The organism is Paenibacillus sp. FSL K6-1318 (assembly GCF_037976905.1).
Classification (GTDB): Bacteria; Bacillota; Bacilli; order Paenibacillales; family Paenibacillaceae; genus Paenibacillus; species Paenibacillus amylolyticus_A.
Genome location: NZ_CP150270.1, coordinates 1,614,384 through 1,629,713, shown reverse-complemented (window position 1 = coordinate 1,629,713; position 15,330 = coordinate 1,614,384). Strand labels below are relative to the sequence as shown.

The following is a 15,330-nucleotide window of genomic DNA, read 5'->3' as shown; positions in this document are numbered from 1 at the left end:
AGCACTTCCTTCATCAAAATATGGGTTGCCCCGCTTCGTTCATTCCTTCTCCCGCCGCAGCAAGAGCTGAGGGATTCCATTGTCAGGATGATTCACCATCGCAGGTTTAACGCGAAAGATGTCCTGAATGTTGTCTTCAGTCATCAAGGTATGTGGCGTTCCATTCCCCACCACTTTGCCTTCTCGCAGCGCCAGAATGTGGTCACAGAACTGCGCAGCCAGATTCAGATCGTGCAGCACAGCCACAATCGTAATGCTGTTTTTTTGCCGCCATGTCGATAATAACTCCATAAATTGCAATTGATATTTGATATCCAGAAACGTAGTGGGTTCATCCAGCAATAATAACCGTGGTTCCTGTGCCATGACCTTGGCGAGTGCCACCCGCTGACGCTGTCCTCCACTAAGTGCATCCAAAGGCCTTTCAGCCATATCGGTCAATCCCAGCTCTTCCAGCACCCGGTCAACCACAGCCGCTCCATCTGCTGATTCTCGCCCAAGCCAATTCTGGTATGGATAACGCCCCATCTCCACGACATCCCTCACAGGATAGGAAATTGCAGGCAGACCATCCTGTTGTAATACGGCAATCATGCGTGATAGATCTTTCCGACTGTATGAGGTGATATCCCGGCCATCCATACGTATACTGCCTGCGCTTGACTGCTCCGTTCCAGCAAGGAGCTGGAGCAGGGTAGACTTACCACTGCCATTTGGACCAACGACACCCCACCAGTCCCCCTCCGTAACCTGCCAGTCCACCGCATCCAGGGCTTGATGACTGCCATACATTTTACCAGCCCCGGTAACTGCAAATAGCGGTTCGTCCGAATCAATACTCATGGCATCATCCCCTTCTGCAGTTTTTTGTTCCGGTGTAACAGATAAGCGAAGAATGGTGCACCTACAAAGGCCGTCACCACACCAAGCGGTATTTCGGTTGGCGCCAGTAAGGATCGGGCAATGGTGTCTGCCCATACCATGAAGATGGCGCCACCAATGGCAGACAGAGGCACCAGCAATCGATAGTCAGGCCCCACAAGCAGCCGAAGCATATGCGGAATCACCAATCCAACGAAGCCAATAACACCGGATACGGAGACCGCTCCTGCCGTAAGAAGTGTTCCCACAGCAAGCACGGACAACTTCAGCCGATCGACGCCAACCCCGATATGCGCAGCTTGACGTTCTCCGAGCGCAAGAACATTCAAGGAACGTGCACGGCTCCAGAGAAAGATCAGCCCTAACAGAAAATACGGGAAAAGGATGGCCGTATACGACCACCCACGCAGAGCCAGACTTCCCATCGTCCAGTATATAATTTCATTAATGGTCTGTTTCGACATGGTCGACAGGAAGGAAACCACCGCTCCCAAGAAACTTTGCATCACTACACCAGCCAGAATCAGACTGTGTGTTGGTATTTTGCGCCCTTCACGAGCCAGGGACATAACAAACCACAAAGTTAGTACGCCCGTCAAAAAAGCTACCAATGGCAACGTCCAGATTCCGATCAGTGCATACTGCAATCCGAAGAAAATCAGGAAGGCTGCACCCACCGAAGCACCAGATGATACGCCCAGAGTGAACGGGTCTGCCAGCGGGTTCCGAAGAACCCCCTGGAATCCCGCACCGGCAATCGCCAGCGATGCGCCCACGAGCACAGCAAGCAGTACTCGTGGAAATCTGACTTTCCAGATAATCTGTTCGGCTGCTGCACTCCAGTCCGGCGTGATCCAGTCTCCGACCCATGGCAAGTGATGAAGCAGAATACCTGCAATGTCACGAATAGGCAAGGAAACCGAACCGATGCCCGTGCAGATGAGCACGGTTAACACAAGCAGCGCGATCCCTGCCGATGCGTACACGGCCAGTTTTTTACTCATTGGAACAGGTCAGGATAGATCGCTTTGGCTACTTCTTTCAGACCTTCGGTTACACGTGGGCCTGGACGGCTGAGCAGATTGGCATCTAGGCCGATGACTGCATCGTTCTTCACAGCCGTGATTTGATCCCAGCCACTGCGAGCTTTAATGATCTGATCCAGTGTTTTGGAGTTCTCATCAATCACATCGTTGGCATACAGAATCACATCCGGGTTGGAGGCAATTACGTTCTCTTCATTAATTTCATACCAGCCCTCTTTGTCCGAAGCAATATTGCTACCACCGGCTACAGTAATGAGTTCATCCATAAATTCGCCTTTACCCACAGTCCAGCCTGGGGAGAATTCAACGTATACATTTTTCTTCTCTTCCGGTTTAACTGCCTTCACTGCTTCAGTTACATCCGTCACATCCTGTTTCATCTGTGTGATGATCTCCTGAGCTTTTTCTTGATGATCCGTGATTTTACCGAATGTTTCAATATTGTTCATCACATCATCGATGGACTTTGGATCCGTTTTGAAAATGGTAATGCCCAGTTCACGCAGTTTCTTCACTGCATCTTCGCTCATGGAGATACCTGTGAATACAATATCAGCTTCAGCCGCAATGATGGACTCTTCATTTGGCTTGGTTACACCACCCATTTTCGCTTTGGTTGTTGCCGCTTCAGGATAATCATCATAGTCGGATACCCCTACAATCTGCTCGTCCAATCCAAGTGCGAATAGTGTTTCGGTCTCAGCTGGAGACACAGATACGATTTTGGCTGGTGCCTTTTCAAATGTGAACGACTCACCCGTTGCATCGGTAACGGTAAGTGGATATTGTGTTTTGAGATCCGTCTGCGCCTGGCCCTGGGACTGCTCCTGTGCCGGTTGTTGTGAGGTACCTGTACCCTCGTTCGTTGTTGCATTGCCACATCCGGCCAAAGCCAGTGCCAGTGCCGCTGCACTCAGCAGAGACGCTACGCTTTTCCAATTTTTGAAATTCATTCTGTTATTCTCCCCTTCTCTATTTGTACTATTTTGTTGCATCGTGCTCGAACTTCTACTACCCATGCCTTGGTGTTCCTATACAAGTTAAACCCATCCATGTTACACAAGCCCACTCCGATTGCAGTACCATCTTCCGATGTAGCTTTCTTGTAGAAAGCTTTAAGCGAACACTTCGTTTCTTCAGATCGGTTCTGCACTCTTCGTTAACGTGTAAATGTCTGGTTCATCTTATATGAACAATAAAAAATCCCTAATCCTTACGTCTAGGATCAGGGATGACGTCTCGCATATGGCGATATGGCATGTTCAACGTATTGTTGTGCATGCACATAGAACTGCCCGAAACGCTGTCCTTTCCTCGAAGGAACACCGGTTTGAACGTCCAGGGCAGGTAACCTGACTTACAGGAATTGTTCCTGATTTACAGTGGCGGGACCGTGCCGGACTTGCACCGGCTTCCCTATTTCACCCGTATGCCATCCATGACTGGATATAGCCATGAACCATTACTGCATGCACGCGGGACCCTTGGTCGCTGATATGGATTAACCCATTCAAGTGAGCCATCTGCATTCATGTTCAGGCATTATCGCCTGTCACACGTAACTGCAGGTGCTGATGTCACACTTCTGTTGTGATTATAGGTTATATTGCACATCCTTACAACCCGATTCCCGGAAAAGTCACCCTCGTGCCAACCCACTGATCTCTATGTTGTTCCAGCCGCACCTGTATCGCTTGCCCCGGAATCACCTGCGTATCCCAGAATTCCAGATTGGCAATGAGACGAGATAATACATACCGGATTACACCGCCGTGGGTGACCACAATAATGGTGGGCACGCCTGACTCAAGAGAGAGCATGGACGGACAATCCGACCCTATGCACTCTTGCAGAAATGAATCGATACGTGCAGTGAACGAATGCCATGACTCCCCCTCGGGCGGGGTGACGTCCTGCGGAGCATCGATCCAGTCCCGGTACTGTTGGTTATCCTTGAGTTGATCATACGTCGACCCTTCCCATTGACCAAAATCGACCTCTCGCAAACGCGGGTCCAGCTTGACCTGTCCCAATGGATAAGGCCCGATTATTGCCAGCGTCTGCTGACAACGGAGCAGATCACTGCAGTATACCGAGTCCCACGAGACGTTGCTCAATTGCTCGCGTAGCGAAGCCAGTTCTCTTTCTGCATCCGGCAGCAAAGCGATATCGGTATGCCCCAAATATTTTTTTTCCACATTCCATGCGGTTGTGCCATGACGTACAAACAGGATATTTCGTTGCTGTGATCCATTCTGCCCTGCAGTTACTTCCATAACAACGTACCTCCAGCGAGCCATATTCCGAGCGTTACCAGTGTACACAGGATTACAAAAGAACCCGCTGACCAGAACATGAGACGTGTCGTTCGCACAATATCCTCTGCTGCCATCGGACGTGTTGCCTCACCCATATAGGCACGAAAAGAAGCTACGCCATGGTACACATTATGTCCACCAAGTCTGATCCCCAGTGCTCCGGCCACCGCCGATTCAGGAAAACCGCTATTCGGACTTGGATGCAATCTGGCATCCCGGGTCACCATACGTGCTGCGCCTTTCGCATCCAGTTTCATGACCCATGCGCCTACGATCAGCAGGATGGCGGTGAGCCGTGCGGGAATCCAGTTTGCCCAATCGTCCAAACGGGCGGAAGCCCAGCCGAGATGCAAGTACTTCTCATTTTTATAACCAACCATGGAATCCAATGTATTCACGGCACGATAGGCCATCGCAAGTGGTGCGCCACCTATTAACGCATAGAACAAAGGGGACACGATGGCATCCACAATATTCTCCGCTACCGTCTCCACCGTTCCTCGCACGACCTCCGGTTCATCCAGATGAGCTGTATCACGTCCAACAATCATGCCAAGTGAACGTCTTGCAGTAGGCCAATCCTTCTGAATCAGATGGTGATATACCTCCATGCCTGCATCCTTCAACCCTTTGGAAGCAATTGTGGTCGCAATAAGCACTACCTCAGCCACTGCTGCTACGACGGGATGAATGAGACCCACCACATATACGAACCCCCAGGTAATTACAAACGCCCCACCTGCAATCAGCAGCGGAAATAATAAACCAGCCCTCTTCAGCCCGGAATCCGTGCTCACATGGGAACGAATGCTACGCTCTAGCGCAGAGATTGCCTTCCCCATGCCGATCACCGGATGAGGAATCCAACGCGGATCACCGATGCATCGATCAAGTATGTATGCCCCTATAATAATCCAGGCACCTGCCATTCCCGTCCAGAACGGCCAGGAGGCCAGTTGCCCTATCTGAAATGTCATTTCACCCTGTTCCTCTCTTTCCACTGCTATCCCGCTTGCAGGCTTTCCGTGATCGTGTCATACACCAACCTGCCAATAGCCGCACCAATAACCGTAGCCGTTCCCGCATAAGCAATTAGCGGCTTGTGCTCGTGCACCTGACTCACCGCAAGTACAATGGCATCCGTAGTCGTTCCAGTGGCCAGCAATCCATTTTCTGAATCCGTAACACCAAAATCAGCCAGCGCCGCCGCTTTGGCTTCCACCGCAGTCTGAATCGCATTCACCATCGCACCCGATGTCATTCGTCCGTTGAACCATAACATGACATTAATCGTGCCGGGGATATATGGCTTCATGAATTGAGATTTAATTGTAGATTTTAAAGGCTCTACGGCAACAGTCTCGTTTCCCTCCGTATCAAATACAGTTCTTGCGGAACCTGCTCGCGCAGCATTGGACACCCCGGCTGTTGTACAACACAAAATTCCGAATTCCTCACTTGTGTATTCCTGAATGGAAGTATGCTCCAGTCGAACCGCAGTCAACAGTCCCGCACATTGATCAAGCTGCTCCTTCCATTCATGCAGAGAACGTTCGATATCTCGAGGAGGATCATCACAGCGATAATGTCGGTCCACATAGATGTTAAATATTCGATCCAGTTCGAGCATCCCGCCACCATACACCGCACTGGAAAGTGCACTTGCAACATCAGGACTCGCAGCTCTAATATGTTGATCGTGTGCCGTAATCTTCAGCCCGGGCCACGAAGAGGAACAATATTCGTTCTCGTCTGCCTGTGCATTCTTGTAGTAATTATAAAACGCCAGTGTCATCGCACGTTCCCCCTGCTCCGATCATTTGTCGCTTATGGTGTGGCTGCTCCATTACACTTCCTAACACTTCGAGTAATCGCTCATTGGCCTCTTCATCTTTTACTGCCAAGCGTACATGTCGCTCACCAAGTCCCGGATACATCGCACAGCTACGGATCAGAATGCCACGCTTGCCCAGCGCTGCCTGCATGGATGCCGCAGTCCAAGGTTCTGGCAGTCCCACCAAAATAAAATTCGCTTCCCCCGGTGTTACCACACAATCATATGACTCCAAGCCTTCCGTTAAACGCGCGCGTTCCCGTGCAATCTGTGCCAGTGTGTCCTGTTCGAACCGTTCTCCACTGCGCAGACAGGCTTCACCTGCAATCAATGCCAGTCCATTCACACTCCAGGTCACCTGTTTCTCCGTCATCGCACGAATCCATTCCGGACGTCCCAAGGCATACCCCAGACGTAGACCCGGAATAGCGTAAAACTTCGTCATTGATCGAATGATGATCACCTGTGAGTATTCGTCCAGTCTGGGTGCAAGAGATTGTCGTCTTGATTCAGGTATGAAATCCATAAATGCCTCATCGATGACCAGGACAGTACCTATTTTCTCTGCTTTGCGAGCCAGACGATGCAGTATCTCTACCGGATATTGTACGCCATTCGGATTGTTGGGCTGACCAAGAAACAGCAGGTCTACCTGTTCCATCAGTCGTTCAATGTTCTCAGGTTCAGCACGCCACTCCAGCTCCTCTCGTCCCTCCACATGCTGGACTTCCGCACCGAATTGTCGCGCTAAAGAACGATATTCTGAAAATCCGGGTTCCACGGTGCCGACCTTCTGCGGAGCAAGTCCGAGCAAGATCAAAGCCATGCTTTCAGCAGCACCATTGCCTACCGAAATATGGTCCTGTTGCACACCCAAACGTTCACTGAGTAATGATTTGAACCCTCGATGGCCCGGATCAGGATAACGAAGTACCGACATCAATCCTTGCTCCAACGCCTCCAACACTTCCTTTGGCGGGCCCAACGGATTGATGTTAGCACTATAATCGAGGAAATCCGCAGCGTTCCCTCCAAACCGGGATGCGGCCGTCTCCACGTCACCGCCATGTCCGAAAACTTCAATATAACCGGTCATACTTCCGTCACCCTTTCTACATGTCCTTTTTATTATGGATGGCGTGGGAGGTACGGGTCAATCCCGTTTTGAAAGTCTTTCTGCGAGGCTGTATGTTGCTCGTTCGTGGCGACCCTTCGGTACCCCTTCTAATTCCTTTGTGTCCCAACCACAATTCGTTTACAATAGAAGAGGAATTTCGGTTTCGTTTGTTTTACAAGGTTCACTACATAAGGGATCTTGATCCCTCACATACATTAATGGAGGAATGACCATGCTGTTTGTTGATAACCAGGGCATTACAGATCCGTCTGTAAACCTCGCGATTGAGGAGTATATTCTGAAGCATCTGCCAATGGAGGATGACAGTTATCTGCTGTTCTACATCAATCGCCCGTCCATTATTATCGGAAAGCACCAGAATACCATTGAAGAAATTAATATCGAATACGTGCAGGATAACGGTGTGCAGGTTGTCCGTCGTCTCTCGGGAGGCGGAGCGGTATATCATGATCTCGGCAACCTAAATTTTAGTTTTATTACAGCCGATGACGGTCAATCCTTCCACAACTTCCGCAAATTCACCCAGCCTGTGGTTGAAGCCTTGCAGGAACTTGGAGTCAATGCCGAGCTAACTGGACGTAACGATCTGCAAGTAGGAGAAAAGAAAATTTCAGGCAATGCCCAATTCTCCACGCGTGGACGCATGTTCAGTCACGGCACGTTGATGTTTAACCTGAATCTGGATCATGTTCAAGCATCCCTGAACGTAAATCCCGAGAAATTCAAATCCAAGAGTACCAAATCCGTGCGCAGCCGGGTTGCCAACATTCGTGATCTGATCGACAGCAACCTCACGATTGAACAGTTCCGCGATGAGCTGTTGCGTCACATTTTCCGGATGGAGCCGCAAGACGTCCCGCAATATACACTCACAGAGAAAGACTGGGACAAGATCAAGGAAATCTCTGCCGAGCGTTATAGCAACTGGGACTGGAACTATGGTCTGTCTCCGGAAAGCAATGTGAAGCATACCCGCAAATTCCCTGTCGGCATTATTGACCTGCGCATGAACATCAAAGATGGACGAATCGAAGATATCAAAATCTTCGGCGACTTCTTCGGCGTAGGCGATGTGGCGGATATCGAAGATATGCTGCGTGGCAAGCGTTATGAGGAATCCGAGGTGCGTACTGCACTTGAGGGGCTGGATGTAAAACACTACTTCGGCAACCTTGAGCTGGAAGACTTTATCGGCCTTGTTTTTCTGGAAGAGTAGGTATATAAGTTCAACTCAAGAATGTTTACACCTGCCACTCCGATGACTGAATAACCTTCCGATCGCTGTTATCCCCAGATTTTTTTTGATTCCCTTCTTCAAAGGGAAAATCCGGTGATAGCTTATGCTTCCGATGTAGCTTTCTTTCAGAAAACTTTCAGGCGAACGCTCCGCTTCTTCAGGTTTTTTCTGTCCTCTCCGTTCTCGTGTAAAACGTTTAGTTGAACTGATATAGATTAAGTCGGGTATAGATACCAGATAGATACAGATAAAAAAGGAGAGAAACTCAGATGACCTACAAATTAATCGCAATCGATATTGATGACACTCTGATCAACGACAACAAGGAAGTAACCCCTGCCACGCAAACGGCGCTGGAACAAGCGGTTGCCCATGGTGTAACTGTAACGCTGGCGACTGGCCGTGCTTATGCTTCCGCACAAGCGCTTGCTCGTCAGACCGGACTTAATGTGCCGATCATTACGTATCAAGGCGCATTGGTGAAGAACTTGCTAGACGGAAAAGTACTCTACGAGCGCTACGTTCCACAGGAGGCTTCCCGCAAACTGTACGATTATTGCCTGGAAAATAATCTTCACCTTCAAACGTACATTGATGACAAGCTGTATGCTCGTGAAGAAAACGACAAACTGCGTGATTATGCCAAATTGAACGGCACACAATATTACATCGAATCTGATTTCATCAAAGTAATTGAACAAAAAACGCCGAAACTGCTGATCATCGATGAGCCGGATTACTTGGATAAGGTTGCCGTTGACCTGCGTGAGTTGCTTGGACCACAAGTGCATATCACAAAGTCCAAACCTTACTTCCTCGAGATCATGCACAATGAGGGAACTAAAGGCCATGCTCTTACATTCCTCGCAGACCACTTTGGTCACCAATTGAGCGAGTGCATTGCCATTGGCGACTCTTGGAATGACCATGAGATGCTGGAAGTTGCAGGACTTGGTGTAGCAATGGGTAACGCCATCCCTGCTCTTAAAGAGCTGGCTGATTACATTACGGCGAGCAATAACGAAGATGGCGTAAAAGAGGTTATCGAGAAGTTTGTATTGAACGCAGAGTAAGCATTTTAGAAAAGTGCATTTTGCATTAACATGTGTTTTGAACAAAACACAAAATAAACAGCCCTGCACAGCGATAATTCGCTTGTGTAGGGCTGTTATTATGATCAGACCAATCAATATGCCACCCGATACTATTTTGCAATCACTTTCGCCTAGTGCCTTCCATTCCTGTACTTCTCTTCGAATTCCTGATCACGTTCCCTGATCTCTTGCATCATCGTACTCTTAGGAAGTTCAGAAAAGAAAATAGTCAACAACAACAAAGTCCCCACGAGAAATAACAGGATGGCCAAGGCATAACCAACCCAGCCATGTGTCTCAGAGACGGCTGCAAAATACTGCCCCCACGTATCAGACCAAACCATCACGCTCGGCATGTGTATAACGGTCGCAATATGAATTGCACCATACAGTAGAATACCTGCAAACAACAATATTGCTCCAAGTTTTTGTCTGTTATCCATGGTTTCTTCCTCATCCCCGTTCGGAATTACACGCAACCTATTTTACCACAGTTTTGGAAGTCTGAACCAACGGATTTGTGCGCCCACCTCGTTTTAACCAACCCATCACTTTTTCATTCATTGCCAAGAGACCTGCAACCACCAGTGCCACACCGATCCACGTAATCCAGCTGACATGTTCATTATAGACAACGGCACCCAGACCAACCGCAATCGGCGGGGAGATGTACAGCCAGGTCGCCGGGAACAGCGGATTCGTACGAGACATGATCCAGTAGAACAGGCTATGACCAACCATCGAGCCAACGACGGTCAGATAGATCACCGACGAGACAGCAGGCACCCAGTCCAGAGCTGACATATTCCACGATTCTGTCACCGCTGAGAGCAAACTTAACAATAGCCCCCCATACATCATCTGTACTGCATTGATTGCTACGGGGTTCGTTTCTTTGAACTGATTAATAACCTTCTTGGAGTATATTGCCCCTGCCGAATAACACACTTCGCCCACCAGAACGGCAATACACCCCCATAGCCATAGTGGACTTCCACCAATGGATACACCCGGCAGAACGACAAGCACGACTCCGGCAAAGCCGATCAGACATCCCGTAATCATGCGTGCAGATGTTTTTTGTCGCAACAAAGCTGTCTGCATCAGCATAATCATAAGTGGACCTGTAGCTGACAAAATTGCACCAACGCCCGAACTCACATATTGTTCAGCCCAATATAAGGTCGCAAACGTACCAAACGTCAGTCCTGCACCTGTAATGAGCATTTCTTTACGCCACAGCAGGGAAATATTGACCTTCCCTTTCATCCACATCCACGCAAACATCAAAGCCCCTGCAACAATAAAACGGAGTCCGGCTGACAGAAAAGGCGGCATGCCTGCTTCCACTCCAATTTTAATTGCCAGAAACGTTGTTCCAAAAATAAGACACATTACGGTAAATGCGATCCCAACCATGCTAGCCCCTCCTTCATCTGTTCTCCATCATATAGCACTCTCTACAGAACAGAATGAATAAAACAGAACAGTTATCTTCCGTTTGCTGTTACAATAGAGTTCAAAAGGAGCGTGAGCCGGGTGGGCAAAACCATGATGATGACAGATAACAGCCTGAAACTATATGAGCAAGTCATCCATTATCTCGTTGTGCGTATAGAAGCGGGGGAGTGGGCTGAACATGAAAAACTGCCATCTGTACGAAGCCTGTCCGAGCTACTCGGCGTACATCGCTTGACCGTTTTCAAAGCGTATCAGGAGTTAAAAGAACGTGGGAATGTTTATGTAAAGGACAAGTCTGGCTATTATGTCAGTCCAGCAACCCCTTTTTCTGTAACGGATCAGGCGGATGATCCCGCTGTGTCTGCCTGGCTGCATTGGGATTCACTAGCGCGGGTACAGTCCCTTGAAGCAGAATACCAGTTTTCCAAATCATTAATCGATCCCTCTCTTCTGCCCAACCGATATTGGGGAGAACTGATGCGTGATCTGCTCGATCAATATCCCCGTTTGCTCGGAACGTATTCCACAATTCAGGGAGATCTGGAATTGCGAAGTGCGCTGGCAAGCCATCTAACGAAAAAAGAACGCTTCTATCTCTCCGCAGACGAAGTGCTCATTACTTCGGGGGCCCAACAGGCCATCGACGTAATCTCTCGCAGTCTGGTCAGACCCGGTGATCGTGTTCTGATGGATAGGCCCACGTATGGCCCTGCGATGGAAATTTTTCGCAAGCAAGGTGCTCGTCTCATCTTTACGGATATTCACCCAGATGGGTATGATCTGGAGCAGATTGAGCATCTGATGAAAACGGAGAAACCACGCTTATTCTATACGACACCAACCTTTCATAATCCGACTGGTGTTAATGTCCCAGTAGAACAACGCAAGCAGTTACCGGAACTTGCAGAACAGTATGGATGTTTCCTGCTCGAAGACGACAGCACCTATGATATCTATTTTAAGGAGAAACCTCCTGCACCCATTTTCACCTACGACACCACCGAACATACCCTGTATATTCGGAGTTACAGCAAGTATGTTGCACCCGGGCTGCGAATTGCAGCCATCATATGCCGTCAACGATTCATGCCAGGACTACAGGCTGTAAAATCACTGACAGATAACGGAACAGCACTTCTGAACCAGAAGCTTTTTCTACGTTATTTTCAGTCAGAACGCATGCATCAGCATCTGTCCAAGCTGCGGACCGCCATCCAGCTACGTATGGAAGTGATGGAACAATGTCTTTTAGAAACGAACTGGACGTGGACCCGCCCCGAGGGTGGACTCAACTTTTGGGTTGAGCTTCCTGAGGGTGTGGATACAGGACGACTGCTTCACCGATGCATGGAGCAATCCGTTGCCTTTGTCCCCGGAACCGTATTCGATTCTTCGGACGATTCAGCTAACCGCAAGCTGCGTTTGTCCTTCTCTTATGCCCATGAGCAGCAGATTCGGGAAGGCATGAGCAGGCTCATTACGCTGGCGAAAGAAATATAGGGTTTGGGTTTACTGGAACTGACTTCTCTCCGAAGAATATCAAGTGCAATTGGCCTCTCACCCTGCTACATCAAAAAAGTCGCCTTGTGGCGACTTTACTTTTGGTGTTCTATACTCTTTACCTGCACCTGCTCTGTGCTTAGAGGTCTTTTCTTGCAAACAAGCGAATGGTAATGAGATAGGACACTAAAAACAAACCTATAATGCCTACGGAAACCAATCCCATTGTCGTTGTGGTAATCATACCGTTCTCGTTGACCATACTCATGAGGTACGCAACGGGTTGCGCCAGTATAATCATGCAGACCATGAATATCGCATTGATGATACCTGCCCCTTTTTTGCTAAGTCCGTAGAATAGAGGCATGTATATGGAGACTAGCACAAGCACCATGCCTACGGAAATGGCAATATCCATAAGTGAATAATTCGGTTTGTTCAGTTCAGGATAATTCAGGTTCACAAGCTCGTGAATTCCGTACGACGCGAGCACCCCGAAAAATGCATAGACTATAGCAGAGAGGTACTTGGCCTTCACAATCTGTTTGCGGCTAACCGGGAGCGTGACCAGGAAATTATGATTATGGTTCTTGATATCAATCATAGTTGCTAGCATAACCGAACCAAAGGCTGTGTAGATGCCTACAAAATACATCGACATTTCACTCTGTGGTATAAAGGCGAGACTAAATACCGCCAGGTATAATCCAATCGTCCACAATGAACTTTTCAGCACAATGAAGTCTTTACGAAGCAGGTTAAGCATATTTGCGTCCTCCCTTCGCCGTAAAATAAATGAGGTCTTCCAACGTAGGTCTTTGTAAAAGAGCAAGCCTGCCAAATAACTGTTCTGCCTCTGCCTTATGATCCGACAATGCTTCAAAACCAACGGCTGTCTCGCGTATTCCGATGAAATGCTTCCGAACATCGGAATCAAGCAGATCCATATCCCCTTTTACAATCGTATACCTTTCTAGCACATCATCTTTAGCTTCATTGAACACCAGTTTTCCTTGATGAATAAACGTAATGTAGTCTGCAATACGTTCCAGATCCGTCGTAATATGCGTCGAGAAAATAATGGATCTTGTTTCGTCCTGTATCATGTCCGCAAGCAGATCGAGCAGTTCCCGCCGAAACACTGGATCAAGCCCAGATGTCGGTTCATCCATAATCAGCAGATCCGCTTCATGTGACAAAGCTACGGCGAGAGAATACTTTATCTTCATGCCTTTGGAAAGGTCCTGGATCTTCTTTTTGGGAGACAGTTCGAACTGATCCAGGTAATCATTGAACGCTTTATCGTCCCATTTCGTGTAAAAAGGAGCGATCATTCGTGTCATCTCCCGGATCGTTAGATGCTCATAGTAAAAACATTCATCGGACACAATGCCAAGGCGTTGCTTGATGTCAACTTCCTGATTGGGCATCTCACTGCCCAATGTCTTGAGGCTCCCCTTATCGGGATGGATCAGGCCCGTAATCATTTTGATCAATGTACTCTTTCCCGCCCCATTCGGACCAATAAGTCCCGTGATATATCCTTTTTTCACATCTAGAGATACATTATCTACTTTAAATAAGGGATAGATTTTGGTTACATTACGTAATTCGATAGCGTTCATTATGCTTATTCCTCCTCATACAACAATGTAAGATGATGGATTACATCCTGTGAACTCATGCCCAGTTCTTTGCTCTCACGAATCACTTCAAGTATCTTCTCTTCCAATTGTTTCATCCGCCGCTCCCGAATAAAGTCCTGATTAGCTCCGGATACAAAGCTCCCTTTGCCTACAACCGAATCGATCAGTTTCTCTTTCTCCAGCTCTTCATAGACACGTTTGGTTGTAATGACACTCACTTGCAGATCCTTGGCGAGCTGCCGAATGGAGGGAAGACTATCTCCAGCAACCAATTCTCCGCTCAAAATGCTTTGCCTAATCTGAGTTAAAATCTGCATATAGATCGGATCGCTTGATGCATTGGATATTAAAATGTTAATCTTTTCTCACCTCAATGATGTTACATAGTTTTCAGTAGGTATAGTGTATATATATAATATATACACTATACCTACTCTTAGTCAATTTTTATTTAATTTTTTCTTATTCTGATTCGATCCATAGACACCGGCTAGCTAAATAATCTGGACGTCAAAAAGAGGACGTCAGTTTCCTGTTCGTCCTCTTGGTTAATCAAGTCCGAAAGGTCACATGACCTTCCGGGCTACTGTTATGTGCTGGATATGACCTTATCCACCAATCCATATTCGACGGCTTCAGCAGCGGTCAGGAAATAATCTCGATCCGAGTCCTTCTCAATCCGCTCAATCGACTGCCCTGTATGATCGGCTAACAGCTTGTTAAGACGCTGACGGTGTTGAATGATGCGGTTAGCATGAATCAGCATATCCGACGCCTGCCCCCGCGTACCGCCATGTGGCTGATGGATCATAATCTCACTGTTGGGCAGCGCCATACGCTTGCCTTTTGTTCCACCCACCAGTAATATCGTGCCAAAGCTTGCCGCCATACCTGTACAGATCGTGGAGATATCCGGCTTCACAAATTGCATCGTATCATAGATCGAGAACCCCGCAGTCACCGACCCACCAGGGCTGTTGATGTACATCTGGATGTCCTTCTCTGGATCCTCTGCAGTCAAAAACAATAACTGAGCCACAATGGCATTTGCCATCTGATCCTCAATCTCTCCGGACACCATAATAATTCGGTCTTTGAGCAAACGGGAGTAAATATCATAGCTCCGTTCGCCGCGAGCTGTCTGTTCCACCACATAGGGCACTACATTCATATG

The 15,330-nt window shown here is 48.1% G+C and carries 16 protein-coding genes and 1 riboswitch; of the genes, 3 read left to right on the top strand and 13 right to left on the bottom strand.

The window, feature by feature from the left end:
• Positions 1–39 precede the first annotated feature (39 nt).
• The 7 genes from NYE45_RS07100 to cobD all read right to left on the bottom strand — a co-directional run bounded on the left by NYE45_RS07100 (position 40) and on the right by cobD (position 7,176).
• Positions 40–792 (bottom strand): ABC transporter ATP-binding protein, encoded by a 753-nt coding sequence (locus NYE45_RS07100; protein ID WP_340017327.1) that lies wholly within the window; start codon positions 790–792, stop codon positions 40–42.
• Positions 793–839: 47 nt separating this feature from the next.
• Positions 840–1,886, bottom strand: a complete 1,047-nt coding sequence (locus tag NYE45_RS07095; protein WP_062833165.1) for an iron chelate uptake ABC transporter family permease subunit — start codon at positions 1,884–1,886, stop codon at positions 840–842.
• Positions 1,883–2,881 carry an ABC transporter substrate-binding protein gene (locus tag NYE45_RS07090; RefSeq protein ID WP_340016156.1) on the bottom strand — a complete coding sequence of 333 codons (999 nt, stop codon included), beginning with the start codon at positions 2,879–2,881 and terminating at the stop codon, positions 1,883–1,885. The genes NYE45_RS07095 and NYE45_RS07090 overlap by 4 nt, the downstream gene beginning before the upstream one ends.
• A gap of 371 nt (positions 2,882–3,252) precedes the next feature.
• A riboswitch (cobalamin riboswitch) is annotated at positions 3,253–3,400 on the bottom strand.
• A gap of 144 nt (positions 3,401–3,544) precedes the next feature.
• Positions 3,545–4,204 carry a histidine phosphatase family protein gene (locus tag NYE45_RS07085; protein WP_340016155.1) on the bottom strand — a complete coding sequence of 220 codons (660 nt, stop codon included), beginning with the start codon at positions 4,202–4,204 and terminating at the stop codon, positions 3,545–3,547.
• Complete coding sequence (cbiB, locus tag NYE45_RS07080; RefSeq protein WP_340017325.1) at positions 4,195–5,175, bottom strand: adenosylcobinamide-phosphate synthase CbiB; 981 nt, start codon at positions 5,173–5,175, stop codon at positions 4,195–4,197. Before cbiB ends, NYE45_RS07085 begins: the two co-directional genes overlap by 10 nt.
• Before the next feature lie 74 nt (positions 5,176–5,249).
• Complete coding sequence (locus NYE45_RS07075) at positions 5,250–6,041, bottom strand: adenosylcobinamide amidohydrolase (RefSeq protein WP_340016154.1); 792 nt, start codon at positions 6,039–6,041, stop codon at positions 5,250–5,252.
• Positions 6,022–7,176 (bottom strand): threonine-phosphate decarboxylase CobD, encoded by a 1,155-nt coding sequence (gene cobD, locus NYE45_RS07070; protein WP_340016153.1) that lies wholly within the window; start codon positions 7,174–7,176, stop codon positions 6,022–6,024. Before cobD ends, NYE45_RS07075 begins: the two co-directional genes overlap by 20 nt.
• 253 nt (positions 7,177–7,429) lie before the next feature.
• On the opposite strand from cobD, the gene NYE45_RS07065 reads away from it, so the two are divergent.
• On the top strand, positions 7,430–8,434 hold the full coding sequence (locus tag NYE45_RS07065) for a lipoate--protein ligase (protein ID WP_062833160.1): 1,005 nt from the start codon (positions 7,430–7,432) through the stop codon (positions 8,432–8,434).
• Between the two features lie 290 nt (positions 8,435–8,724).
• Positions 8,725–9,528, top strand: a complete 804-nt coding sequence (locus tag NYE45_RS07060) for a Cof-type HAD-IIB family hydrolase (protein WP_340016152.1) — start codon at positions 8,725–8,727, stop codon at positions 9,526–9,528.
• A gap of 152 nt (positions 9,529–9,680) precedes the next feature.
• On the opposite strand, the gene NYE45_RS07055 is transcribed toward NYE45_RS07060, so the two are convergent.
• Both NYE45_RS07055 and NYE45_RS07050 read right to left on the bottom strand, forming a co-directional pair.
• Positions 9,681–9,992 (bottom strand): hypothetical protein, encoded by a 312-nt coding sequence (locus tag NYE45_RS07055; protein WP_340016151.1) that lies wholly within the window; start codon positions 9,990–9,992, stop codon positions 9,681–9,683.
• 37 nt (positions 9,993–10,029) lie between these two features.
• Positions 10,030–10,968: an EamA family transporter gene (locus NYE45_RS07050; protein ID WP_340016150.1), complete on the bottom strand. Its 939-nt coding sequence runs from the start codon at positions 10,966–10,968 to the stop codon at positions 10,030–10,032.
• Between the two features lie 120 nt (positions 10,969–11,088).
• On the opposite strand from NYE45_RS07050, the gene NYE45_RS07045 reads away from it, so the two are divergent.
• The gene (locus NYE45_RS07045) at positions 11,089–12,510 is read left to right on the top strand and encodes a PLP-dependent aminotransferase family protein (protein ID WP_340016149.1); all 1,422 of its coding nucleotides are present in this window, start codon (positions 11,089–11,091) and stop codon (positions 12,508–12,510) included.
• Between the two features lie 139 nt (positions 12,511–12,649).
• On the opposite strand, the gene NYE45_RS07040 is transcribed toward NYE45_RS07045, so the two are convergent.
• From NYE45_RS07040 to clpP, 4 genes are all read right to left on the bottom strand, one after another.
• Positions 12,650–13,276 carry an ABC-2 transporter permease gene (locus NYE45_RS07040; protein WP_340016148.1) on the bottom strand — a complete coding sequence of 209 codons (627 nt, stop codon included), beginning with the start codon at positions 13,274–13,276 and terminating at the stop codon, positions 12,650–12,652.
• Complete coding sequence (locus NYE45_RS07035; RefSeq protein ID WP_062833155.1) at positions 13,269–14,135, bottom strand: ABC transporter ATP-binding protein; 867 nt, start codon at positions 14,133–14,135, stop codon at positions 13,269–13,271. Before NYE45_RS07035 ends, NYE45_RS07040 begins: the two co-directional genes overlap by 8 nt.
• A 5-nt stretch (positions 14,136–14,140) precedes the next feature.
• Positions 14,141–14,515: a GntR family transcriptional regulator gene (locus NYE45_RS07030; protein ID WP_062833154.1), complete on the bottom strand. Its 375-nt coding sequence runs from the start codon at positions 14,513–14,515 to the stop codon at positions 14,141–14,143.
• A 230-nt stretch (positions 14,516–14,745) separates the two neighbouring features.
• Positions 14,746–15,327 carry an ATP-dependent Clp endopeptidase proteolytic subunit ClpP gene (gene clpP / locus NYE45_RS07025; protein ID WP_036610761.1) on the bottom strand — a complete coding sequence of 194 codons (582 nt, stop codon included), beginning with the start codon at positions 15,325–15,327 and terminating at the stop codon, positions 14,746–14,748.
• Positions 15,328–15,330 lie beyond the last annotated feature (3 nt).

Bases quoted from the DNA above. Each gene is read 5' to 3' on its own strand.
- clpP (WP_036610761.1), bottom strand. From the start codon at position 15,327: ATGAATGTAGTGCCCTATGTGGTGGAACAGACAGCTCGCGGCGAACGG.
- NYE45_RS07100 (WP_340017327.1), bottom strand. From the start codon at position 792: ATGTATGGCAGTCATCAAGCCCTGGATGCGGTGGACTGGCAGGTTACG.
- NYE45_RS07075 (WP_340016154.1), bottom strand. From the start codon at position 6,041: ATGACACTGGCGTTTTATAATTACTACAAGAATGCACAGGCAGACGAG.
- cobD (WP_340016153.1), bottom strand. From the start codon at position 7,176: ATGACCGGTTATATTGAAGTTTTCGGACATGGCGGTGACGTGGAGACG.
- NYE45_RS07090 (WP_340016156.1), bottom strand. From the start codon at position 2,881: ATGAATTTCAAAAATTGGAAAAGCGTAGCGTCTCTGCTGAGTGCAGCG.
- NYE45_RS07085 (WP_340016155.1), bottom strand. From the start codon at position 4,204: ATGGAAGTAACTGCAGGGCAGAATGGATCACAGCAACGAAATATCCTG.
- cbiB (WP_340017325.1), bottom strand. From the start codon at position 5,175: ATGGCAGGTGCCTGGATTATTATAGGGGCATACATACTTGATCGATGC.
- NYE45_RS07095 (WP_062833165.1), bottom strand. From the start codon at position 1,886: ATGAGTAAAAAACTGGCCGTGTACGCATCGGCAGGGATCGCGCTGCTT.
- NYE45_RS07055 (WP_340016151.1), bottom strand. From the start codon at position 9,992: ATGGATAACAGACAAAAACTTGGAGCAATATTGTTGTTTGCAGGTATT.
- NYE45_RS07065 (WP_062833160.1), top strand. From the start codon at position 7,430: ATGCTGTTTGTTGATAACCAGGGCATTACAGATCCGTCTGTAAACCTC.
- NYE45_RS07035 (WP_062833155.1), bottom strand. From the start codon at position 14,135: ATGAACGCTATCGAATTACGTAATGTAACCAAAATCTATCCCTTATTT.
- NYE45_RS07040 (WP_340016148.1), bottom strand. From the start codon at position 13,276: ATGCTTAACCTGCTTCGTAAAGACTTCATTGTGCTGAAAAGTTCATTG.
- NYE45_RS07060 (WP_340016152.1), top strand. From the start codon at position 8,725: ATGACCTACAAATTAATCGCAATCGATATTGATGACACTCTGATCAAC.
- NYE45_RS07050 (WP_340016150.1), bottom strand. From the start codon at position 10,968: ATGGTTGGGATCGCATTTACCGTAATGTGTCTTATTTTTGGAACAACG.